General features: G+C 65.9%; 15 protein-coding genes and 1 tRNA gene. 13 read left to right on the top strand and 3 right to left on the bottom strand.

Annotated elements, in window-relative coordinates; all coding sequences use genetic code 11:
* Nucleotides 1–55 precede the first annotated feature (55 nt).
* The 8 genes from trpB to EB835_RS04885 all read left to right on the top strand — a co-directional run bounded on the left by trpB (nucleotide 56) and on the right by EB835_RS04885 (nucleotide 13,418).
* Nucleotides 56–1,270, top strand: coding sequence for a tryptophan synthase subunit beta (trpB, locus tag EB835_RS04920; RefSeq protein WP_135808358.1), 1,215 nt, complete (start codon nucleotides 56–58; stop codon nucleotides 1,268–1,270).
* Nucleotides 1,267–2,058: a tryptophan synthase subunit alpha gene (gene trpA / locus EB835_RS04915; protein ID WP_135808357.1), complete on the top strand. Its 792-nt coding sequence runs from the start codon at nucleotides 1,267–1,269 to the stop codon at nucleotides 2,056–2,058. Before trpB ends, trpA begins: the two co-directional genes overlap by 4 nt.
* The gene (locus EB835_RS04910) at nucleotides 2,055–3,206 is read left to right on the top strand and encodes a prolipoprotein diacylglyceryl transferase (protein WP_135808461.1); all 1,152 of its coding nucleotides are present in this window, start codon (nucleotides 2,055–2,057) and stop codon (nucleotides 3,204–3,206) included. The genes trpA and EB835_RS04910 overlap by 4 nt, the downstream gene beginning before the upstream one ends.
* A gap of 186 nt (nucleotides 3,207–3,392) precedes the next feature.
* Nucleotides 3,393–8,087: a glutamate synthase large subunit gene (gene gltB, locus EB835_RS04905; RefSeq protein ID WP_135808356.1), complete on the top strand. Its 4,695-nt coding sequence runs from the start codon at nucleotides 3,393–3,395 to the stop codon at nucleotides 8,085–8,087.
* Nucleotides 8,080–9,537, top strand: a complete 1,458-nt coding sequence (locus EB835_RS04900) for a glutamate synthase subunit beta (RefSeq protein WP_135808355.1) — start codon at nucleotides 8,080–8,082, stop codon at nucleotides 9,535–9,537. The genes gltB and EB835_RS04900 overlap by 8 nt, the downstream gene beginning before the upstream one ends.
* 126 nt (nucleotides 9,538–9,663) lie before the next feature.
* On the top strand, nucleotides 9,664–11,211 hold the full coding sequence (gene pyk, locus EB835_RS04895; protein ID WP_135808354.1) for a pyruvate kinase: 1,548 nt from the start codon (nucleotides 9,664–9,666) through the stop codon (nucleotides 11,209–11,211).
* 217 nt (nucleotides 11,212–11,428) lie between these two features.
* A complete protein-coding gene (locus tag EB835_RS04890; RefSeq protein WP_135808353.1) occupies nucleotides 11,429–12,850 on the top strand; it encodes a dicarboxylate/amino acid:cation symporter in 1,422 nt (473 codons plus the stop codon).
* Entirely contained in the window at nucleotides 12,759–13,418 is a 660-nt protein-coding gene (locus EB835_RS04885) for a GNAT family N-acetyltransferase (RefSeq protein ID WP_135808352.1), read from the top strand. The genes EB835_RS04890 and EB835_RS04885 overlap by 92 nt, the downstream gene beginning before the upstream one ends.
* Before the next feature lie 350 nt (nucleotides 13,419–13,768).
* Here the strand turns inward: EB835_RS04885 and EB835_RS04880 are convergent.
* A tRNA-Leu gene (locus tag EB835_RS04880) sits at nucleotides 13,769–13,850 on the bottom strand.
* A 347-nt stretch (nucleotides 13,851–14,197) separates the two neighbouring features.
* On the opposite strand from EB835_RS04880, the gene EB835_RS04875 reads away from it, so the two are divergent.
* Nucleotides 14,198–14,779, top strand: coding sequence for an ANTAR domain-containing response regulator (locus EB835_RS04875; RefSeq protein ID WP_101544335.1), 582 nt, complete (start codon nucleotides 14,198–14,200; stop codon nucleotides 14,777–14,779).
* 166 nt (nucleotides 14,780–14,945) lie between these two features.
* On the opposite strand, the gene EB835_RS04870 is transcribed toward EB835_RS04875, so the two are convergent.
* Nucleotides 14,946–15,407 carry a PaaI family thioesterase gene (locus EB835_RS04870; protein WP_135808351.1) on the bottom strand — a complete coding sequence of 154 codons (462 nt, stop codon included), beginning with the start codon at nucleotides 15,405–15,407 and terminating at the stop codon, nucleotides 14,946–14,948.
* Between the two features lie 42 nt (nucleotides 15,408–15,449).
* Between EB835_RS04870 and polA the strand changes: the two genes are divergently transcribed.
* Nucleotides 15,450–18,113 (top strand): DNA polymerase I, encoded by a 2,664-nt coding sequence (gene polA, locus EB835_RS04865; RefSeq protein ID WP_135808350.1) that lies wholly within the window; start codon nucleotides 15,450–15,452, stop codon nucleotides 18,111–18,113.
* Between the two features lie 133 nt (nucleotides 18,114–18,246).
* On the opposite strand, the gene EB835_RS04860 is transcribed toward polA, so the two are convergent.
* Nucleotides 18,247–19,086, bottom strand: coding sequence for a class I SAM-dependent methyltransferase (locus EB835_RS04860; RefSeq protein WP_135808349.1), 840 nt, complete (start codon nucleotides 19,084–19,086; stop codon nucleotides 18,247–18,249).
* A 206-nt stretch (nucleotides 19,087–19,292) separates the two neighbouring features.
* Between EB835_RS04860 and rpsA the strand changes: the two genes are divergently transcribed.
* The 3 genes from rpsA to coaE are packed head-to-tail and all read left to right on the top strand — an operon-like array spanning nucleotide 19,293 to nucleotide 23,832.
* Nucleotides 19,293–20,777, top strand: a complete 1,485-nt coding sequence (gene rpsA / locus EB835_RS04855) for a 30S ribosomal protein S1 (protein WP_135808348.1) — start codon at nucleotides 19,293–19,295, stop codon at nucleotides 20,775–20,777.
* A 58-nt stretch (nucleotides 20,778–20,835) separates the two neighbouring features.
* Complete coding sequence (locus EB835_RS04850; protein WP_240688551.1) at nucleotides 20,836–22,647, top strand: hypothetical protein; 1,812 nt, start codon at nucleotides 20,836–20,838, stop codon at nucleotides 22,645–22,647.
* A 9-nt stretch (nucleotides 22,648–22,656) separates the two neighbouring features.
* Entirely contained in the window at nucleotides 22,657–23,832 is a 1,176-nt protein-coding gene (gene coaE, locus EB835_RS04845; protein ID WP_135808346.1) for a dephospho-CoA kinase, read from the top strand.
* The last annotated feature ends 27 nt before the right edge of the window (nucleotides 23,833–23,859 follow it).

The raw sequence follows: 23,859 nt of genomic DNA, 5'->3' as shown, positions 1-23,859 counted from the left end.
GTGGAGGCTCTTCGCCTCACCCGCCGACGCCACGAGGAGATCGAGAAGGACCGCAATGACCGATTTGAGCCAGGAGACCGGACCGTACTTCGGCGAGTTCGGAGGCAGGTTCATCCCCGAAGCGCTGATCCCGGCACTCGACGAGATCGAAGAGACCTGGCGCAAATCCCAAGTGGACCCGGCCTTCACCGACGAACTTCTGACGCTGCAGCGCAGCTACATCGGCCGCCCCTCGCTGCTCACCGAGGCCACACGCTTCGCTGAGCACTGCGGCGGAGCCCGCGTGTTCCTCAAACGCGAAGACCTCAACCACACGGGCAGCCACAAGATCAACAACGCCCTGGCCCAGGCACTGCTGGCGAAGCGAATGGGCAAGACCCGCCTCATCGCCGAGACCGGAGCCGGACAGCACGGAGTCGCAACGGCGACCGCCGCCGCTCTGCTCGATATGTCCTGCGTGGTCTACATGGGTGAGGAGGACACTCAGCGTCAGGCCCTCAACGTCGCCCGCATGCGGCTGCTCGGAGCCACCGTCAACGCCGTGACCAACGGCACCCGCACCCTCAAGGACGCGATGAACGAAGCCATGCGCGACTGGGTGGCCAATGTCGACGACACCCACTACGTCATCGGCACGGTCGCCGGCCCGCACCCGTTCCCGGCGATGGTCCGCTCCTTCCAGAACGTCATCGGCATCGAGGCCCGCGAACAGATCCAGGACACGATCGGCCGTCTGCCCGACGCCGTCTGCGCCTGCGTCGGCGGCGGTTCGAACGCCATGGGCCTCTTCGCCGCCTTCCTCGGCGATGCTGATGTCAAGATCTACGGCTTCGAAGCCGGCGGCGAGGGAGTCGACTCAGGCCGCCATGCCGCCCGGTTCTCCGGCGGACGCCCCGGTGTCCTCCACGGCTCGGCCACCTACATCCTCCAAGACTCCGACGGCCAGACCCAGGCCTCCCATTCAGTCTCCGCCGGACTCGACTACCCATCGGTCGGCCCCGAACACTCACACCTCCATGACTCCGGGCGCGTGACCTACGAACCCGTCGTCGACGAAGAAGCGATGGAAGCCATGCGGCTGCTCTCCCGCACCGAAGGCATCATTCCCGCCATCGAATCCGCTCACGCCCTGGCCGGAGCCATGCGCATCGGACGTGAGCTCGGACCCGACGCGGTCCTGCTGGTCAATCTCTCCGGCCGCGGCGACAAGGACATGACGACCGCCGCGAAATGGTTCGACTACATCGATGAAGGAGCGGTGCAGGTATGACGCACTCAGGCCCCCGCACAGGAACCACCCTCAACGCCGTCGCCGAGGCGGGCCGCAAGGCCGCGCTCATCGCCTACCTTCCCGTCGGCTTCCCGACGGTGCCCGGATCGACCGCAGCCATGGTGGAGCTCGTCCGCAGCGGCGTCGACATCATCGAGGTCGGCATGCCGTACTCCGACCCCGGGATGGACGGACCCGTCATCCAGCGAGCCGGTGAAGCGGCACTGGAGAACGGGGTGCGCACCACAGACATCTTCACCGCCGTCGAAGCGATCGCCGAGGCCGGCGGCACCGCCGTCGTCATGAGCTACTGGAACCTCGTGCTCCAATACGGCATCGACAGCTTCGCCCGCGACCTCGCTTCGGCCGGAGGCGGTGGAATCGTCACCCCCGACCTCATCCCCGACGAGGCCGGACCCTGGTTGGCGGCGTCTGAGACGCACGATCTCGACCGGATCTTCCTCGCCGCACCCTCGTCCACGCCCGAACGTCTGGCCCGAATCGTCGAGCACAGCTCCGGTTTCGTCTACGCCGCTTCGACCATGGGGGTCACCGGTGTCCGCTCCGAGGTCGACAACCATGCCCGTGACCTCGTCGCCCGGCTGAAAGAGGCAGGCGCCGAACGCACCTGCGTGGGTCTCGGCGTGTCGAATCGCGAGCAGGCGGCCGAGGTCGCCGAATACGCCGACGGCGTCATCGTCGGCTCTGCTCTCGTCCGAGCGCTGGACTCCGAAGGAGTCGCCGGAGTCGGGCGACTCGCAGCCGAGCTCGCAGAAGGGTGTGCATGAGCTTCAGCCCGGCATGGGTCGTCTTCACCATCCTCGGCGTCGGACTCGCCATATGGATGACGAGCATCCAATGGCGCGCCCGCGGCGGCCATAAGGGAGACCTGTGGGCCATCACGGTCGTCGGTCTTCCGGCAGCTGTCATCGGCGGACGCTTGGGACATCTGCTCTCGGCGCCGGACACCTACTTCGGCCCCGCTGGCAGCCCTCTGCGGGCGCTGGCCCTCTGGGACGGCGGATTCAGCTTCTGGGGAGCCACCATCCTCGGCTTCCTCTCCGTGTGGGTGCTCACCCGCTTCCAAGGCATCAGGTTCCGTCCCCTGCTCGACTCGGTCGCCCCGGGCCTCATCCTCGGCCATGTCGCCGGGGCCTTCAGCGACTGGTTCGACGGTCGCCTCGAACTGGTCACGGTGCTCACCGAATCGGTGTGGAACCTCATCGCCTGCGTCGTCCTCATCACCGTGTCCAAACGCCTCCGGCTCGGCTACGGTCAGGTCTTCGCCCTCTACCTGTGCCTGTTCGGACTCGGCCGCATTCTGCTCGAGGCCCTGCGGATCGGCACTCCCGCCGCCGAGGATGCACGGCTCCTCCTCGGACTGCCGTTCAACGTCTGGACAGCTGTCCTCGCCCTGCTTCTCGGCCTCGGCTGGCTCATCGTGTCCCGGCTGCGCCACCGCACCTATGAGACCGGCGTCTACACTCACGGGTCCCGCACCCTGCTGCGCCGCCACCGCCGCGGCAAGCACACCTTCGAAGTCAATGTGCCCAATATCGCCGAGGCGGCCGGCGCCCCGCTGCCGTCCGTGGCGCGCGTGGCCGACCCCGACGACCCACACGGACGCCGAGACACAGCCGCACCGGCCACCGCCCATTCGGCCGCCGACGCCTCGGCAGACGACGCCTCGGCAGACGACGCCTCGGCAGACGACGCCTCGGCTGCCGATCGGATGTCGGCAGACGTGACCGCAGCCGCGAACGATGCCGACACGGACGACTCGGAGACCGAGGACGAACCGGGCATCGATCTCAGCGGACGCCACAGCTTCGGATTCTTCGGAGCGGTCACCTCGGCGATCTCGATCGTGCCCGATGTGCGCGGAAGATCAGCCTCCGCACCAGGCGAAGAGAACCCCCAATCGTCCGAAACCTAAGACGAATAGGTTCGCACTTCGTTCCTTTTTCTGCTTTCTCTGCGGTTGCACGTGGGTGTAGGTTGAAACTCCGGCTTGTGAGAGTGATCTCACAGTCGGGTTCGGGAACACTCTTTCCGGGCTCGTCCAAACCGCAGAGGACAGCGCCGTCTTTTCGGAGAACACACAACACCGAGAAGGCAGAACATGAACCACAGCGCTCAGCCGACCCACGAGACCACGGCGCCACCGGGCCGAGTCGGGCTCTACGATCCGGCACTCGAACACGATGCCTGCGGTCTTGCCCTCATCGCCCGCTACCGGGGCGGTGCCGACCATACGGTCATCACACAGGCTCTCGACGCTCTGCGCCGACTCGAACACCGCGGCGGAATCGGCTCCGACGACGGCACCGGTGACGGAGCCGGACTGACCATCCAGATTCCGCACGACTACTTCTCCGCCCGTCTCGCCGAATCCGGAGTCACACTGCCGGCGCCCGGCGACTACGCCATGGGCATCGGCTTCTTCGCCCAGGACTACGCCGCCGACCTCAACACGGTCACCGCTCCGCTGACGTCGGAGACGCAGCCCGACTTCAGCCGCGAGGCCGCAGGGGCAGACCAGGACGCGCTCGTGTCCCGGATCGCCGCGGAAGAGGGACTGCAGGTCCTCCACGTGGCCTCCGTGGCTGTCGACCCCGGAGTGCTCGGCCGGATCGCCGCCGAGACGATGCCGTCCATGCGCTATGTGTTCTTCGGCCTCAGCGCCGATCATCCGGCCCGTGACGAGAACGATCTGGCCCGTCGGGCCTTCATCGTGCGGAAACGACTCGACAACTCGGGCCTGTACTTCCCCTCGCTGTCGCCGACGACGCTGACGTTCAAGGGTATGCTCTCGACCGCGCAGCTCGACCGCTTCTTCACCGAACTCGGCGACGAGCGTCTCACCTCGGCGATCGCGCTCGTCCACTCCCGATTCTCCACGAACACCTTCCCGTCCTGGCAGCTTGCCCAGCCGTTCGGCACGATCGCCCACAACGGCGAGATCAACACCGTGCGCGGCAATCGCAACTGGATGCAGGCACGCGAATCGGCCCTGGCCAGCGAGCTGCTCGAATCCCCGGTCGGGGACACGCACAGCGGCCTCGAGCGCATCTTCCCGATCATTCCCGCCGGATCCTCGGACTCCGCATCATTCAACTCCGTGCTCGAACTCATGGTCGCCTCCGGACGGTCCCTTCCGCAGGCGATGCTGATGATGATTCCCGAAGCCTGGGAGAACAACCCGGCCATGTCGGAGGAACGGCGAGCCTTCTACGAATACCACTCGCTGCTCATGGAGCCCTGGGACGGGCCGGCCTGTGTCGCCTTCACCGACGGTCGCCTCGCCGGAGCCGTGCTCGACCGCAACGGACTTCGCCCGGCCCGGTACATCATGACCGAGGACACGGTCGTGCTCGCGAGCGAGGCCGGAGTCGTCGACGTGCCCGAAGCCGAAGTCACCGCACGCGGTCGACTCACCCCGGGCCGGATGTTCCTCGTCGATGTGGAGGCCGGGCGCATCATCTCCGATACGGAGATCAAGAACCGGCTGGCCACCGAGCATCCCTACCGCGAATGGGTCGAGACCTCGGCCACCCGTCTCGGCGAACTGCCCACCCGCGTCCATATCAGCCACCCCAGCTCCTCCGTCCGTCGACGCCAGCGGACATTCGGCTACACCGAGGAGGAGCTGCGCGTGCTCATCGCCCCGATGGCCGAAACCGGCGCCGAACCCCTCGGTGCGATGGGCAGCGATACGGCGATCGCGGCCCTGAGTACCCGTCCACGACTGCTCTTCGACCACTTCCACCAGAACTTCGCCCAAGTGACGAATCCGCCGCTGGACTCGATCCGCGAGGACATCGTCACGAGCATGTCGGCAGGAATCGGCCGCGAAGGCAACCTGCTGTGCTCCACTCAGCCGGACTCCGCCCATATCCTGCTCGAGCGGCCGGTGATCGACAACGACGAACTGACGGCGATCGCGCACCTGGCCGGGCACCACCTCGGCGAAGGAATCACCCGCCCCTCGGTGACGCTGTCGGGACTGTATCCGGTGGGCGCCGGTGAGGACGCGATGACCCGTCGCCTCGCGGACCTGTGCGCGGAGGCGAGCGCAGCGGTCGCCGGCGGTGCGGTGTTCCTCATCCTCACCGATCGGGACTCGAATTCGGAATTCGCACCGATCCCGTCCCTGCTGCTGACCTCCGCCCTGCACCACCATCTCGTCCGGGAGCGGACCCGAACCCGAGTGAGCATCATCGTCGAGGCCGGAGACGTCCGTGAGGTCCATCATGCGGCCACGCTCGTGTCGTTCGGCGCCTCAGCGGTCAATCCGTACCTGCTCATGGAATCGGCCGAGGACCTCGTGAAGTCCGAACGGATCCGAGGCATCAGCGCCGAGGCGGCCGTGGCCAACGTGCTGACTGCGCTGAACAAGGGCCTGCTGAAGATCATGTCGAAGATGGGCATCTCGACGGTCCAGTCCTACCACGGGGCGCAGACCTTCGAGGCACTCGGCCTGGCCGACTCGGTCATCGACGAACACTTCGCCTCGACCCCGCATCAGCTCGGCGGCAAGACCCTTGACGATATCGCGGCTGAGACGACGGCCCGGCACGCCGATGCCTACCGGGAGGACCATCCGCGTCCGGCACACCGGAACCTGCTCGTCGGCGGTGAGTACCAGTGGCGGCGGGAAGGTCCGGGGCACCTGTTCAATCCGGAGACGATCTTCAGACTGCAGCATTCGACGGCGACCGGCCGCTTCGACATCTTCCGGCAGTACACGCGCGCGGTGGACGAACAGTCCGCGGAGCTGATGACTCTGCGCGGACTCTTCGACCTCGTCCCGACCGAAACGGGACCGATCGACATCTCCGAGGTCGAGCCCGCTGAGGCGATCATGCGTCGCTTCTCCACCGGAGCCATGAGCTACGGCTCCCTGTCGGCCGAAGCCCACGAGACGCTGGCGATCGCCATGAACCGGATCGGCGGGAAGTCGAATACGGGAGAGGGCGGGGAGGACGCCGAACGTCTGCTCGACCCGCAGCGCCGGTCGGCGATCAAACAGATCGCCTCCGGTCGTTTCGGCGTCACCAGCCACTACCTCACCGCCGCCGATGACCTGCAGATCAAGATGGCTCAGGGCGCCAAACCCGGTGAGGGCGGTCAGCTGCCGGGAGAGAAGGTGTACCCGTGGATCGCGAAGACCCGGCATGCCACCCCCGGAGTCGGCCTCATCTCACCGCCTCCGCACCATGACATCTACTCCATCGAAGACCTCGCCCAGCTCATCCACGACCTCGGGCGTGCCAATGCGGCTGCCCGTGTCCACGTCAAACTCGTCTCCGGAATCGGAGTCGGGACGGTGGCCGCCGGAGTGGCGAAGGCCGGAGCCGACGTCGTGCTCATCTCCGGCCACGACGGAGGAACGGGCGCCAGCCCGCTCAACTCGCTCAAACATGCCGGCACCCCGTGGGAGCTGGGTCTGGCCGAAGCCCAGCAGACGCTCGTGCTCAACGGTCTGCGCGAACGCATCAGCGTCCAGGTCGACGGGCAGCTGAAGACCGGCCGCGACGTCATCATCGCCGCCCTGCTCGGGGCCGAGGAATTCGGATTCGCCACCACCGCCCTCGTCGTCTCCGGATGCATCATGATGCGGGTCTGCCACCAGGACACCTGTCCGGTCGGTGTGGCCACACAGAACCCGAAGCTGCGCGAACGGTTCCACGGCCAGGCCGATCATGTCGTGAACTTCTTCACGTTCATCGCCGAGGAGGTCCGCAGCTACCTCGCCGAGCTGGGACTGCGCAGCCTCGACGAAGCGATCGGAGCGGTCGAACGACTGCGCATCGACGCAGACCGGGCGAAAGCCTCGGGGCTGGACCTGGATCTGACCCCGATCCTCACCGTCCCGACCGATCTCCACGGCAGTCCCGCCTCGGCGAGGGTGAGCGAACCGGGCACCCCACGTGACTTCGCGGGCGAACTCGACGATCGCCTGCTCGAGCAGGCCGGAGCGCAGATCGCTGCGGGAGTCCCGGTGCACCTGAGCGCCGAGGTCGCGAACACGGACCGATCGGTCGGCACCCTGCTCGGCCACCGGGTGACTCAGGCCCACGGCGGGGACGGTCTGCCGGTGGGAACCGTGCGCGTGTCCCTCAACGGAACAGCCGGCCAGTCCCTGGGCGCATTCCTGCCTCGGGGTGTGAGCATCGATCTGCACGGAGACGCCAACGACTACGTCGGCAAGGGCCTGTCGGGCGGAGCGATCAGCATCGCCCCCCGCCCGGAGAACCCCACTCGGCCCGAACACAATGTCATCGCCGGAAACGTCATCGGCTACGGGGCGACATCCGGGACGATGTTCCTGTCCGGAATGGTCGGGGAGAGATTCCTCGTGCGCAACTCCGGGGTCGAAGCCGTCGTCGAAGGCATCGGCGACCACGGACTGGAATACATGACCGGGGGAGTGGCGGTCATCCTCGGCCCCATCGGACGCAACTTCGCGGCCGGAATGTCCGGAGGAACGGCGTTCGTGCTCGACTTCAACCCCAGCCGCCTCAACCCGAAGGAACGGGCCGCGGGAGTCTTCAGATTCGGCGGGATCGGAGACTCCGACGCGCCGGTGCTGCAGAGGCTGCTTGCCGATCACGTCGCGGCCACCGGATCCCCGTTGGCCGGCGAACTGCTGGCCGGTCTCGACCGGGGCCAGGACATCCTGTCCCGCTTCACCAAGATCATTCCCGTCGCCTATGCGCGGGTCAAAGACATCCAGGACGAGATCGGCAGCAGCGGCGAACCCGCTGATTCCGAACAGACCTGGCAGACCATTCTGGAGGCCGCCCATGGCTGATCCGCGAGGATTCCTCACCACCACCGAACGCGAACTCCCCGCCCGCAGGCCCGTGCCGATCCGGCTGATGGACTACTCCGAGGTCTATGAGAAGGGCGACCCCGCGCAGCTGCGCCGACAGGCTTCTCGCTGCATGGACTGCGGTGTCCCCTTCTGCCACCAGGGATGCCCCCTGGGCAACCTAATCCCGGAGTTCAACGACGCCATGTACCGCGGCGAGCTGCCGCGTGCCGTGGAGCTGCTGCATGCGACGAACAACTTCCCCGAATTCACCGGTCGGGCCTGCCCCGCCCCGTGCGAGGCCGCCTGCGTGCTGGGCATCAGCCAACCGGCCGTGACGATCAAACAGGTCGAAGTCTCCATCGTCGACGACGGTTTCGCCGCCGGACTCATCACCCCCGTCGTCCCCGATCGGATGACCGGGCACACCGTCGCTGTCATCGGCTCCGGACCGGCCGGGCTCGCCGCAGCCCAACAGCTGACCCGAGCCGGGCACACCGTCGTCGTCTTCGAACGCGACGACCGCCTCGGCGGACTGCTGCGCTATGGGATCCCGGACTTCAAACTCGAGAAGCACCATATCGACCGCCGGCTCAACCAGATGCGGGCCGAGGGGACCCAGTTCGAAACCGGCGTCGAGATCGGCCGCGATATCGACTTCGCCGCACTGCAGACTCGCTTCGATGCGGTGCTGGTGGCCACCGGAGCCACTGTGCCCCGCGATATGGACCTGCCGGGACGTCGACTCGAGAACATCGAATTCGCGATGGACTACCTCGTGCCGTCCAACCGGGCGCAGTCGGCAGACGGGACCTCGGCCGACGATTCGGCACAGCTCATCGATGCGGCCGGCAGGCATGTGGTCATCATCGGCGGCGGAGACACCGGCGCCGACTGCCTGGGCACCGCTCTGCGCCAAGGAGCCGCCTCGGTGACGACACTGGCCATCGGCAGCCGGCCGCCACTCGACCGCGGTGCGGACTCGCCATGGCCCACCGTGCCGCGGATCTTCGAGGTCCAATCCTCACACGAAGAAGGCGGAACGAGGCGCTATCTGGCATCGACGACTCGATTCGTCGGTGACGATACGGGAAGGGTCTGCGGAATAGAAGTCGCGCAGACGGAGTTCGTCGACGGCCGCCGAGTCCCGACACCGGGCACCGAGCACGTCATCCCCGCTGATCTCGTGCTGCTGGCGCTGGGCTTCAGCGGACCGGAGACGGCGGCGATCGACCTCGAAGCGGGAGCCGGCGGCGCGTTCTCACGAGCTGAGGACTATGCGGCTCAGCCGGGTGTCTTCGTCGCCGGCGATGCCGGACGCGGACAGTCGCTCATCGTCTGGGCCATCGCCGAAGGCCGTACCGCGGCCGCCGAGGTCGACCGGTTCCTGACCGGGTCGACCCGGCTGCCGACGCCCGTGCGGCCCACCGACGAAGGGTTCAAATGCTAAGATAGTGCATGTCAGAAAATGAGAAGAGGCGGTGATGCGGCACAGCGAGGTGCCGCACGCACACCGCCCGTGACCAGCGGAGAGCGGCAGAGACCGCCCGCTGAGACTTTAGGTAGGGTGGAGCGTATGAGGCGTGCAAAGATAGTCGCAACTTTAGGTCCGAACCAGAACTCCTATGAAGAGATCCGCGAGCTCGTCGATGAAGGCGTCGATGTCGCCCGATTCAATCTGAGCCACGGAAAACGAGAAGAGCACGAAGAGAAATTCGCCTGGGTCCGCCAGGCCGCCCTCGACACCGGACGGCCCGTCGCCGTCCTCCTCGACCTGCAGGGTCCGAAGATCCGCGTGGGCACCTTCGCCAATGGCAAGGAAGAGCTCGTCGAAGGCGCCGCCTTCACCATCACCAGCCGAGATGTCCCCGGCACCGCAGAACTCGTGAGCACGACACTGCCGACCTTGGCAGAAGACGTGTCCGTGGGTGACCCGCTGCTCATCGACGACGGTCGTCTGCGCCTGCGCGCCACCGAGGTGACCGCCACCGATGTGGTCACCGAAGTCGAAATCGGCGGAACCATCTCCAACCACAAGGGCATCAACCTCCCCGGAGTGCCGGTGTCCGTCCCTGCTCTGTCGGAGAAGGACGTCGACGACCTCAAATGGGGTCTGGAGCTCGGCTTCGACTGGGTCGCCCTGTCCTTCGTCCGCAGCCCGGAGGACATGAACGATGTGCGTGCGGTCATGGACGAGGTCGGAATCACCGCTCCGGTCATCGCCAAGCTCGAGAAGCCGCAGGCCGTCGACCAGCTCGATGAGATCATCGACGCCTTCGACGGCATCATGGTCGCTCGCGGCGACCTCGGCGTCGAGCTGCCGCTCGAACAGGTGCCGATCGTGCAGAAGCGGGCCGTCGAGATCGCCCGCCAGCAGGCCAAGCCCGTCATTGTGGCCACGCAGATGCTCGAGACGATGATCGATGCACCACGGCCCACTCGCGCCGAAGCCAGTGACTGCGCAAACGCCGTCCTCGACGGTGCCGATGCGCTCATGCTCTCCGGTGAGACCTCGGTGGGCGCTCACTGGGTCGAAGCGATCCGGACGATGAGCCGGATCATCGGCTCCACCGAGGAGCACGGTCTCGACCGGATCCCGCTGTTGGGCACCGTTCCCCACACGAAGGGCGGGGCCGTCACTGCAGCCGCCGTGCAGATTGCTGAGCAACTCGATATCGACCTGCTGTGCACCTTCTCGCAGACCGGCGACTCGGTGCGACGGATGTCGCGCCTGCGGCCGGCCTGGCCGATCCTCGGCTTCACACCCGACCCGCAGGTCCGCCACCAGCTGGCGCTGACCTGGGGCGTGCGCCCCTACCTCGTGAAGACGGTCCGCCACACTGACCAGATGGCTCGCCAGGTCGATGCCGTTCTGCTCGCCGACGGCACTGCCCGCGAGGGCGATCAGAGCATCCTCGTGGCCGGATCGCCTCCCGGAATCCCCGGATCGACGAACGCCCTCCGTATCCACTCCATCGGCGATGCTGCGAAGGGGGTGACGGCGGCCTACCAGGACTCGTCGGACTCCGAGGAGGATCCGCTGGCCGGATACGGAGTGGTCACCGAAGCACCGATCACCCGTGAGGTGCCGATCGTGCGCGAAGGCCAATCGCCCCGCCACTGAAGGCTGCAGGCTGACTCTGCCGGCGGCGTCTGCCCCTTGTCCGGGGACGGCGCCGCCGGCAGTGTCGTGTCGCGGGGCTCGGCAGCGCGATCTTCCCGCCTGCGATGCATATCACATCAGATCGCGGAATTTCGCATATTGCTCAACAGTTGTGCTCTCTGTTGCCTAATCCTCCCTGCGGATCTCAGATGGGAGGACCCGCTAGGAGAGGAATTCAATGAGACTGCCCGCCTGGAGCAAGTCCTTCGGAGTGCAGGTGACCATCGCACTCATCGCCGGTGTCATCCTCGGGCTCATCGCCCGATCATGGGGACCGGTCAGCGACACCGCAGACAACTGGCTCGGCCAGACTCTCGACACCGTCGGGTCGTCGTACGTCACCCTGCTCAAGGCCGCAGTCGTCCCGCTGGTCATCACCGCGATCATCGCGAGCATCGGCAACCTGCGCAAGGTCACCAATGCCGCCCGGCTGGCCATGTCGACCCTGCTGTGGTTCGCTCTCACAGCCCTGATCGCCGTCGTCCTCGGACTCATCATCGGCATCGTCATGCAGCCCGGCGCCCATGCCGATGCCGCTTCGCTGCGCACCGGCGCGCCCGATTCTCAGGGCAGCTGGCTCGGCTTCCTCACCGGGCTGGTGCCGGTGAACTTCCTCGGACTCGAGGTCGCCACCTCACCGGATGAGGCCGGGGGCCTGAGCTCCGAGGTCAACTTCAACATCCTCCAGCTCATCATCGTCTCCGGTGCCATCGGCATCGCAGCGGTCAAGGTCGGCAAGGCCGCGGAACCGTTCCTCCAGTTCACCGAGGCGGCCCTGGCCGTGGTCCAGAAGGTCGTCTGGTGGATCGTGCGCATCGCTCCGATCGGCACACTCGGCCTCATCGGCAACGCCGTGAACTCCTACGGCTGGTCCACGATGGGATCGCTGCTGTGGTTCGTCGTCGCCGTCTACATCGGACTCGCGATCGTGTTCTTCATCGTCTACCCGGCCCTGGCGCGAGCCAACGGACTGTCCGTGCGCCAGTACTTCTCCGGTGTCTGGCCGGTCGCACAGATGGGCTTCGTCTCCCGTTCCTCGATCGGCACCATGCCCGTGACGCAGAAGGTTGCCACCGACAACTTCGGAGTGCCCCACTCCTACGCCGCCTTCGCCGTGCCCTTCGGCGCGACGACGAAGATGGACGGCTGCGCGGCGATCTACCCGGCGATCGCAGCGGTGTTCGTCGCCCAGTTCTTCGGCATCGATCTCTCCCTCATCCAGTACCTGCTCATCATCTTCGTCGCCGTCATCGGTTCGGCCGCCACGGCCGGTACGACGGGTGCGACCGTGATGCTCACCCTGACTCTGTCGACCTTGGGTCTGCCGCTCGAGGGCGTGGGCCTGCTGCTGGCCATCGAACCGATCGTGGACATGGGCCGCACCGCACTCAACGTCTCCGGTCAGGCACTCGTCCCGGCCATCGTGGCCAAGCGGCATGAGATCCTGGACGTCGAACGCTACGATGCCCCGCGCATCAACGGCTACGTTCCGCTTGAGGAGGATGCAGATGTCGACGAGGCCCGCACCGAGGACGCCGGACCCCGAAGCTCCGCGTCCGAGGACGCCGGCGAACCGGTCAGCGGAGCACCGCGCGACTGACCCCGCAGCGACCGACCCTTCAGCCGCTGACACTGTACCGTCGAGCGCCGGTGTCGAACTCCTCGCCGCCGAGGGCCTGGCCGAGCGCGATGTCCAGCAAGTGACATCGCTGCTCGGCCGCCTCGTCGACGCAGGCGCAGCCCTCGGCTGGGTCACGCCGCCCGCGAGCACGGAGATCAGCGGACTCGTCCGACGTCTGGCTGCAGGTACGGAAGCCGGAGAGTCAGCCGCAGCGATTGCTCGCCGCGACGACGAGATCACCGGCTTCGCCTACTGGACCCGGTACACCCGCCCCACTTTCCGACCCCATGTCGACATCGAAAAGGTCGCGGTCGACCCGGGCGCTCAGGGCCGAGGCGTGGGAAGGGGACTCATGGAAGCGCTCATCCAGGCGGCGCGAGGTCACGGAACGGAAGTCATCACACTCGACCTGCGCGGTGACAATGGGGCGGCCATCGGCCTCTACGAATCCTTGGGCTTCACCCGCTATGGCCGACTGCCGGACTTCGTGGCGGTCGGGCAGAAGCGCTTCGATACGCTCCTGTACTCCCGCGACCTGCGACTATGACGTCACTGGCCTCGGGCACCCGCGGTCGCCACCGCCGACCGAGGTCTCCGGTCCCCGGCGCCACCACGACCGGTCGTGGCCCCCTACCGTTGCCGGCTGACACCACCGGCCGGCGCCACGGGACGCCGACGCCACCACTTTCCGTACACCGCACACCAGGTTTCGTACACCTGTCACCAGACTTCGTGCGCCTCAGCCTCACTTCCCGTCCCCTTCATCAGGACGCGGACTGATGAAACGGACGACATGTGGTTCTGGTGCAGGGGCGCCGCACTGGAAGCGCGTGGTGGGGGAAGTGTGGGGAACACAGAAGGCACTGTCGAAATCACATTCGACAGTGCCTTCGTCTGTACCGGATGCGGGACTCGAACCCGCACGTCTTTCGACAATGCATTTTGAGTGCACCGCGTCTACCGATTCCGCCAATCCGGCTCGTCACGTGACGTCGACTGAGGAGCGTCTGCGCGACGGGGACGATTCTACTGTGCGCGCGAACGGATTGCACAATCGACAACGGGCAGCGATCGTCCGAGGCCGGAGGTTCGACCGACCTCGTCGACCGAACCTGTCGACCGACCTCGTCGATCGAGTCCGTCGACCGAACCTGATGACCGACCACGTCGACCAAGCTTGTCGATCGAGTCCGTCGGTGGCCGTCGTCACCGGTGGTGGGCACCCTCACAGAAGAAACTTCCGGGTCCGCTGGCCACGACGCTGAGCGCCTGGTCTAGACTGGTGCCGTGCTTTCAAACAGCGAAGAATCAACTTCAGATGAGTCCGTGCCGGTCCGCCGCGTAGTCGTGGCCGAAGACGAGGCCGTGATTCGTCTCGATATCGTAGAAATGCTCCGCGAAGTCGGCTACGACGTCGTCGGTGAGGCTGCGGACGGCGAATCCGCCATCCGCCTGGCTGAGGAGCTGCGCCCGGACCTCGTCGTCATGGACATCAAGATGCCCATCCTCGACGGAATCTCCGCGGCCGAGCGCATCGCCCGCGCCCGCATCGCCCCGGTCGTCCTCCTCACCGCCTTCTCGCAGAAGGAGCTCGTCGAGCGCGCCCGGGACGCCGGTGCCATGGCCTATGTGGTCAAACCGTTCACCTCGGCCGATCTCATCCCGGCCCTGGAGATCGCGCTCTCCCGTCACGCCGAGATCAGCTCACTCGAGTCCGAGATCTCCGATCTCACCGAACGCTTCGAGACCCGCAAGCTCGTGGAGCGCGCGAAGAGCCTGCTGCAGACCTCCATGGGACTGAGTGAGCCCGAAGCCTTCCGCTGGATCCAGAAGACCTCGATGGATCGTCGTCTGACGATGCGTGAGGTCGCTGAAACCGTCCTCAAGCAGATCGGCACGAAGAAGTAACGACCTCCCGGACCAGGCAGGTCCGGACCCGAAACCTGAGAAGAGGGCCGACGAATCCGCCTCGGATTCGTCGGCCCTCTGTATTCATCGCCGAGGTGATTTCGCCGCCGAGGCGCGGGCACGCTCGGTGAGGCGGCCCTCAGCCCTTCGGCTCGGTCCGCAGTCCTCAGCCTTTCGGCTCGGTCCGCAGGATCATATTCGTGATCCGCACGATCGAGAGCAGCCGCCCCGCCTCGTCGGTCATCTTCACCTCATGGCTGACGATCGTGCGTCCCTGATGAAGCACCGAGGCGGTCCCGGTGACGATGCCCTCCTTGGCCGCACGCAGGTGAGTGGCATTGAGATCGACGCCGACGACGTTCCTGCCGCCGGAGAGCAGGTAGGAATGCATCGATGCCAGCGACTCGGCGAGAACGACGTGCCCGCCTCCGTGGAAGAGACCCATCGGCTGCCGATTGCCGACGACCGGAGCGGTGGCGACGACATGGTCGTGGGCGAGTGCGACGAACTCGATTCCCATCCTCTCCGCCAGCTCACCCCCGGAGCCCGGTGAACGCAGCTGCGCAAGCAGCGTGTCGATCTCCTCAGGTGTGGTGTGAGCGGTCAGGGACACGTCGGGACGCAGCATCGATTCTCCTTCAAGTCAGCTTCGAACGATAGGCTATGCCATGTGAGTCACTCAAACGAATCCCTCCTGCTCATCGACGGACACTCCCTGGCCTATCGGGCTTTCCACGCCCTGCCGGTCGAGAACTTCGCCACCAGCACCGGCCAGACGACGAACGCCATCTACGGCTTCATCTCCATGCTCATCAACGTCCTCCGCGACGAAACGCCGAGCCATGTGGCTGTGGCCTTCGACCTCGGACGACAGACCTTCCGCCTCGAGGAGTACGCCGAATACAAGGCGGGCCGGGCGAAGACCCCGCCGGAGTTCCACCCGCAGATCGACCTCATCAAGGACATTGTCACCGCGATGGGCATCCGGGTTGTGACGAAGGAGGGCTTCGAAGCCGATGACGCCCTGGCAACCATGGCGAAGATGGGCACCGAGGCGGGAGCCGCCGTCGAAGTCATGAGCGGTGACAAGGACTCCTTCCAGCTGGCCAACGATGCCGTGACGATCCTCTACCCCAAACGCGGAGTGAGCGACCTCAACCGGATGACGCCGGCGGCTATTGAGGAGAAGTACGGAGTCAGCCCGAGCAACTACCGCGGACTGGCCGCGCTCGTCGGTGAGAAGGCCGACAACCTGCCCGGTGTGCCCGGTGTCGGGGACAAGACCGCCGCGAAGTGGCTCACCGCTCACGGCGACCTGCCCGGTGTGCTCGAGAACGCCGACAAGATCGGCGGCAAGGTCGGTGAGAAGCTGCGCGACCATATCGCCGAGGTGGAGCGGAACTATCGACTCAACCGCCTCCTCGACGACGTCGATCTGGACCTGCAGTTCGATGACCTGGCCTGGGGCGAAGGCGATCCGACCGAGCTGTCGAGTCTGTTCGACCAGCTCGAGTTCCAAGCTCTCGGCAGACGTCTGGCCGCGATCTTCCCCGAGGCCGGTGCTGAGTCCGAACCGACTCCGGCTCGGGAGACGAGCATCGAGACCATCGACATCGAGACTCTGCTGACCAAGATCACCGACCACGATGTGCTGGCACTCGATTCCGACGCTTCCTTCGAACTCGGCCACGGTCAGGCCCGGACCCTCGCCGTCTCCACCGAACCCGGGCAGGCATGGATCGTCGACCTCGCCGAGGCAGGGCAGAAGAGCGTCAGCACGCTCGGTTCCGCACTGGGCGGGCATTCGCTGATCCTCCACAGTTCGAAGCTGCAGATCAAGGCCTGGGCATCGATGGGACTGTCGGTGACCGAAATTGCAGGGGACACGGCTCTCGCCGCCTACCTCCTCGTCCCCGATGCCCGCTCCTACGAACTCGGGCAGATCGCCGCCGACCGTGCCGGGATCGATCTCAGCGAACCCGAATCCGATTCCGGGCAGCTCGCCCTCGACCTCGATTCGGACGCCGCAGCGACGACGCACGGTCAGCGTGCCGCCGCACTGCTCGAAGTCCACGAAGTGCTGTCGAAGGCCATCGACGACGCGAACATGACTCAGGTGTATCGCGATATCGAACTGCCGCTGGTGCCCGTGCTCGCGCGCATGGAAACGACCGGTATCGCCGTCGACGAAGCCGGTCTGTCGAACCTCATCGACGAATTCACGAAGCAGGCCGAAGCCAGCGCGGGGGAGGCCTATGACGCGATCGGCCACGAGGTGAACCTCGGTTCGCCCAAGCAGCTGCAGACCGTGCTCTTCGACGAACTCGATATGCCCAAGACCAAGCGCACGAAGACCGGTTACACGACCGATGCCGAAGCCTTGGCCGAACTGTTCGTCAAGACCGAACACCCCTTCCTTCAGCATCTGTTGGCCTACCGGGATTCGACGAAGCTCAAACAGACCGTCGTCGGTCTGCTGAAGACCGTCGCTGATGACGGACGCATCCACACCACCTATCAGCAGACCGTCGCCGCGACCGGACGACTGTCCTCACTCGACCCGAACCTGCAGAACATCCCGGTGCGCACCGAATCGGGACGGCGCATCCGCGATATCTTCATCGCCGACCCCGAGGTGGCTGACGGGACTCTGCTCACCGCCGACTATTCGCAGATCGAAATGCGGATCATGGCCCACCTGTCCGGGGACGCCGCACTCATCCAGGCGTTCAAGGACGGCGAGGACCTCCATTCCTATGTCGGCTCGAAGGTCTTCGGCGTCGGCATCGATGACGTGGACTCCGAGATGCGGTCGAAGGTCAAAGCCATGTCCTATGGGCTGGTCTACGGCCTCTCCGCCTACGGCCTGTCCCGGCAGCTGGCGATCGGCGTCGACGAAGCCAAGGGGCTGATGGACCAATACTTCGAGCGCTTCGGGGCCGTCAAGGACTACCTCGACGATATCGTCGAGCAGGCCCGCGCCAAGGGGTTCACTGAGACCATCATGGGGCGCAGGCGCTACCTGCCGGCGCTGCACAGCGACCGCAGACAGCTGCGGGACATGGCCGAGCGTGCCGCTCTCAATGCCCCGATCCAGGGTTCGGCCGCCGACATCATGAAGATCGCCATGCTCAAGGTCGCCGGGCGGCTGGAGGATCTGCAGTCGCCGATGCTGCTGCAGGTCCATGACGAGATCATCGTCGACGCACGCTCCGACGAGATCGACGAGGTGAAGGCGATCGTCACCGAGGAGATGGGTTCGGCGTTCGAACTCGATGTGCCCCTGGACGTCAACGTCGGCACCGGCCGCTCCTGGCACGCCGCTGCCCACTGAGCGATGCAGCTCGCCACTTGATCCCTCAGGTCACGCGAAACTCGAAAAAGACGTCTCCGGCGACGACTTTTACGACTTTCGCGTGACCTGAGCCTGCTTCGTGCTGCCTGAGCTGGTTTCGCGTTTCGTCGAGTCAGTCTTTGTTCAGGGTGGTGGAGAAGATCACGGTTCCGGGCATGAGCGCTCCGCGCAGCGGCGACCAGCCGCCCCAGGCGGTCTGATTCTCTGCGGGCCATTCGGGTTCGGTCACCGAATCGATCGTGAAGCCCGCCTCGACGAGCAGGCGCACCCAGTCGCTCATCGTCCGGTGGTGCTCGGCGTAGACGGGCTGACCGTCCGAGGACAGCTCGACGTACGGAGTGCGATCGAAATACGAATACTCGACGGTCAGACCGGCTTCGCCCGGAACATCGGGGAACATCCACCGCATCGGGTGAGTCGTCGAGAAGATCCACTGTCCGCCGCTGCGCAGCACTCGAGCCACCTCGGCGAAGACCACCTCGGCGTCCTTGACGAAGGGAAGTGCACCGTAGGAGGAGAACGCGCGATCGAAGCTGTTCGATGCGAACGGCAGCTGTCGGGCATCGGCGAGGAGGAACGTCGGGGGAGTCGCCTCGGTGCTCAGGGGATGTTCGCGCTGCAGACGCGAAGCCTGCTCGAGCATTCCGGCGGAGACATCGACACCAGTGGTGATCGCCCCCTGTTCGGCCAGCCACCGGGAGCACTGACCGGCGCCGCAGCCGACCTCGAGCACCTGTTTCCTCGCAACATCGCCGAGGAGGCGCACGTCGGATTCGTGAATTCCTTCCGGACACCAGATGAAATCCGAAGCGCCGAGGAACGTGCCGTGCTCGGCCAGATACTCTTCGGCCGAGTTGTCCCAATAGCTGCGATTGGCCCGGACAGACGCCTCTTCGTCGATCGGGAGATAGCCACCGCTGATGACCTCGGCTCCGTCAGTTCCTTCGCTCATGGTTCCTCCGTGGCCCCAGGTGGTGATGATTCGACTCTTCGGCGTGCATTCACGCCCAAGAAGGTGCTAGCATTGACAACCGTATGCGCCTGTGCATACAAGTCCAAATTCGCAATCGAGACCGGATTCGGTTCTTGCGGCAACTTTCACGACCTGCCGCCAGGGTACCGGATCTGGACCAATATTCCATCGGAGTCCCTACCTATATGACCACCACCACGCCGGAATCGGTGCAGCCGAAGCAGGTCGCTGTCAACGACATCGGAACCGCTGAGGATTTCCTCGCCGCCGTCGATGAGACCATCAAGTACTTCAACGATGGCGACATCGTTGAGGGCGAAGTCGTCAAGGTCGACCGTGACGAAGTCCTCGTCGACATCGGATACAAGACGGAAGGCGTCATCCTCGCACGTGAGCTTTCCATCAAGCACGATGTCGATCCCGGCGAAGTCGTCGAGGTCGGGGACGAGATCGAAGCCCTCGTTCTTCAGAAGGAAGACAAAGAGGGCCGTCTCATGCTCTCGAAGAAGCGTGCTCAGTACGAGCGCGCCTGGGGCGACATCGAGAAGATCAAGGAAGACGACGGCGTTGTCACCGGCACCGTCATCGAGGTCGTCAAGGGCGGTCTGATCGTCGACATCGGACTGCGCGGCTTCCTGCCCGCATCCCTGGTCGAGATGCGCCGCGTCCGCGACCTCGCCCCCTACATCGGCCAGCAGGTCGAAGCCAAGATCATCGAGCTCGACAAGAACCGCAACAACGTGGTCCTGTCGCGCCGTGCCTGGCTCGAGCAGACCCAGTCGGCCGTGCGTCACGACTTCCTGCAGACCCTGCAGAAGGGCCAGGTCCGTCCTGGTGTCGTGTCCTCCATCGTCAACTTCGGTGCGTTCGTCGACCTCGGTGGTGTCGACGGACTCGTCCACGTCTCCGAACTGTCCTGGAAGCACATCGATCACCCGGGTGAGGTCGTCACCGTGGGTGACGAGGTCACCGTCGAGGTCCTCGACGTCGACATGGACCGTGAGCGCGTTTCGCTGTCGCTCAAGGCCACCCAGGAAGATCCTTGGCAGCACTTCGCTCGCACGCACGTCATCGGACAGATCGTGCCGGGCAAGGTCACCAAGCTCGTTCCGTTCGGTGCATTCGTGCGCGTTGAAGACGGCATCGAAGGCCTCGTCCACATCTCCGAGCTGGCAGTGCGCCACGTGGATCTGCCCGAGCAGGTCGTCTCGGTCGAAGAGACCATCTACGTCAAGGTCATCGACATCGACCTCGAACGTCGCCGCATCTCGCTGTCGCTGAAGCAGGCGAACGAAGGCGTCGACCCCGAGGCCGAAGAGTTCCTCGACCCCGCTCTCTACGGCATGCCGCAGGAGTACGACGAGGACGGCAACTACAAGTACCCCGAGGGCTTCGACCCCGAGACCAACGAATGGGTCGAGGGCTACGAGGCTCAGCGCGAGACCTGGGAGCAGCAGTACGCCGCCGCTCAGGAACGCTGGGAAGAGCACAAGAAGCAGGTCGCCAAGGCCATCGCAGCAGACGCCGAGGCTTCCGCGGCAGACGCCGTCGGTTCTGCCGAGGCTGCTCCCGCCACCGGATCGTTCTCCTCCGAAGAGGCAGGCGACGAGGGCACCCTGGCCAGCGACGAAGCTCTCGCAGCCCTGCGTGAGAAGCTTGCAGGCAGCTGATAGCAGCCACCACTTGGGCTCCCGGTCGAAAGGCCGGGAGCCCTTTGTGTATGCCCCCATGACTCGGTCGCGCTTGCGCCCCTGGCTGTGGTACACACTTCTGCTGTGCATCGGCAGCCTGACCATCTTCGGCTCCGTCGCTGCCGACCCTGGCGGCAGCGTCGTCGCCTCCAACGACGACACCTCCCTGTTCATCTGGTGGCTCGGACACGGCGCACACGTGGTCGCCGGAACGCTCGGATTCGGACCGGGGGAGACCGGCGGCCTGCTGTACACGGAATCGATGAACGCCCTCGGCGGGGGAGTCAACGGCGCCTGGAACACCTCTCTGGCCGGCTTCGCGGTCCTGCTGGCACCCGTGACCTGGGTGGCCGGACCCATCGTGAGCTACAACCTGCTCATTCTCACCTTCCCGGTGCTGGGCAGCCTGGCGACGGCGGTGCTCTTCCGCCGCTTCCTCGACCGGCTGCCCGCATTCATCGCCGCAGCCGGAGTCGGCTTCTCCAGCTATGTCATCGCCCAACTCGGCGGCCACCCGAACCTCGCATACGTCGTCACCCCGCCGCTGACCGCCTGGGCGATCCTCGCCCTCCTCGACCTCGGACGAATCAGGCAATACCACGGCCGCTCCCTGCTCAGCGCCCGCCGCTTCTGGCTGCTCGGAGGCGGTTTCGGACTCCTCCTCGGCTTCCAGTTCTACGTCTCCACCGAAGTCTTGGCCGGCACCTTCCTCGCCGCCCTGTGCCTCCTGCTCAGCCTCGCCGTCTTCGGCCGCCGCCTCCACGCCGCCCGTTCCTGGCTGACTCTCGGCCTCGGCTCCGCCCTCGCCGGCATCATCGCCCTGCTGTGTGCCATCCCGCTGCTGGTGACCATGGCCGGTCCGAACGCACCGCAGGGTGCCATTCGCCCGCACGGAGTGTGGAACACCGATCTGCTCGACCCGGTCCTTCCCGCTGCCCCGGCCTGGCTGAGCTCCGGAGTCTCCCCACTGCCCCGGATCATGGACATCGACCCGGCCGAACTCGGCGCCTACATCGGGGCACCGGCCCTGTTGGCGGCCGTCATCATCGTGGTCGGATTCGCACACCGATCTGCACACGCAATACCGCTGCGCATCGCCGCGGGAACAGGCATCCTCGTCTTCCTGCTGGCGCTCGGCTCCCCGATCCTCCTCGGGGGCCGTGTTCTCCTGGAGACCGGCCCGTTCGCCCTGGTCGAAACCATTCCCGTGCTCAACAACATCCTGCCCATGCGCCTCGTCCTCCATTCCACGATTGCGCTGTTCGCCGTGCTCGGCATCGGTCTCCAATGGGCGCTGGCCCACTCGACGCTCCGGCGCGCCCGATACCTCCTCATGCTTCTCGTCCTCGCCGCCGTCACCGTCGTCCCTGCTCCGCAGACTGCCCACGAGGTGAGCGTGCCCGCCTTCTTCGAAGAATCCATCGCCGAGGCGATTCCCACCGGATCCGTCGTCAAGACCTTCCCCCGCCCCCTGGCCTGGGCAGAGCCCCACGCCGACGAAGCCATGGTGTGGCAGGCGGTGAGCGGTTTCCGCTATCGAGAGACCGGCGGCTACTTCATCGGTTCCAGCCCGGAGTCGCCGGTGATCTATTCCGCACCCGAGGATGCCCTCGACGAACTGCTGCACGGTTCTGTGTTCGACGGGGAGCCCATGCCGGACGCGAAGAGCCCGGAGGTCGCTTCGGCGGTCGCCGAGCTGCGGGATTCCGGGGTCGACTTCATCGTGCTGGCCCCCGAGGCTCCGCTCCTGCCCGGAGGCGACGGCGAATACGAAGATTTCCTCGACATCGCCGTCGGAGATCCGATCATCGCTGATGAGGGAGTGCGGGTCTACCGGCTCGACCGGTAGGATGAACCCATGCTGAGAATCGGTCTCACCGGCGGAATCGGCGCCGGAAAGTCAACGGTGTCCGCGATGCTCGTCGACCACGGTGCAGTGCTCGTCGACGCCGACCAGATCGCCCGTGAGGTCGTCGAACCAGGACAGCCGCTGTTGGAGAAGCTGGCCCAAGCCTTCGGCCCGCAGGTGCTGCACGCCGACGGTTCGCTCGACCGGACGGCCCTGGCGTCGGCAGCCTTCGTCGATGCCGAACACACAGCGCAGCTCAACGGACTCATGCATCCGGCGATCCGCGACCGCACCGCCGAACACTTCGCCCGGCACGCCGACGCCGAGCTCGTCGTCCACGATGTGCCGCTGCTCGTAGAGAACTCCATGACGCCCGCCTATCACCTCAATCTGCTCGTCGACGTACCCGCCGAGGTGCGGCTGCAGCGACTCATGGACTCTCGCGGAATGGACCGTGAAGACGCCGCCGCACGGATCTCCCGCCAAGCCGATGACGACACCCGCCGGGCAGCCTGCGACGTCATCATCGACAATTCCGGCCCGGTCGAGGAGACGACCGAGGCGGTCAGGCAGCTCATCGATTCGCGGATCCGACCGTTCGCCGCCAACCTTGCGGCTGAACAGCGGGCGCCGAAGGCGGGACTCGACCTCGTCGACCCAGCGGACGCGGACTGGGCCGGTGACGCGCAGAGAGTGATCGCAAAGCTGCGCTGCGGCTCAGGCGACGAGTTCGCCGTCGAACACATCGGGTCCACCTCTGTGCCGGGTCTGCCCGCCAAGGACGTCATCGACCTCCAGCTCCTCGTGCCCGACCTCGACACCGCCGGAGCTCTGGCCCCTCGCCTGGCCGAACTCGGCTATCCGGGCACAGAGATGGGCGACCACCTCGGCGAGGGTGCGACCGAAGGGAAATGGTTCCACGCGAATGCCGACCCCGGCCGGGCCGTCAACCTGCATGTGCGTTTGGCCGACTCCGTCGGGGCGCGCTTCGCCCGCGCATTCCGGGATCTGCTCACCGAGGATGCGGCGGAGCGCGATCGATACCTGCAGGTCAAGAGCGACCGCCTCGCCGCAGCGAAGGCGAAGGGCGGGACGGACGCGCAGATGATGCGAACGTACGCGGAGTCGAAGGAGCCGTACTTCCTCGAGATGCGTCGCAGGCTCGTTCCCGACAGCTTCGGCTGACACGGTGACACACCGCGGCGGGCATGT

Source organism: Brevibacterium sp. S22 (genome assembly GCF_004745485.1).
Classification (GTDB): Bacteria; Actinomycetota; Actinomycetes; order Actinomycetales; family Brevibacteriaceae; genus Brevibacterium.
The sequence above is the reverse complement of the archived record's forward strand: the minus strand, read 5'-3'. Positions and strand labels throughout refer to the sequence as shown.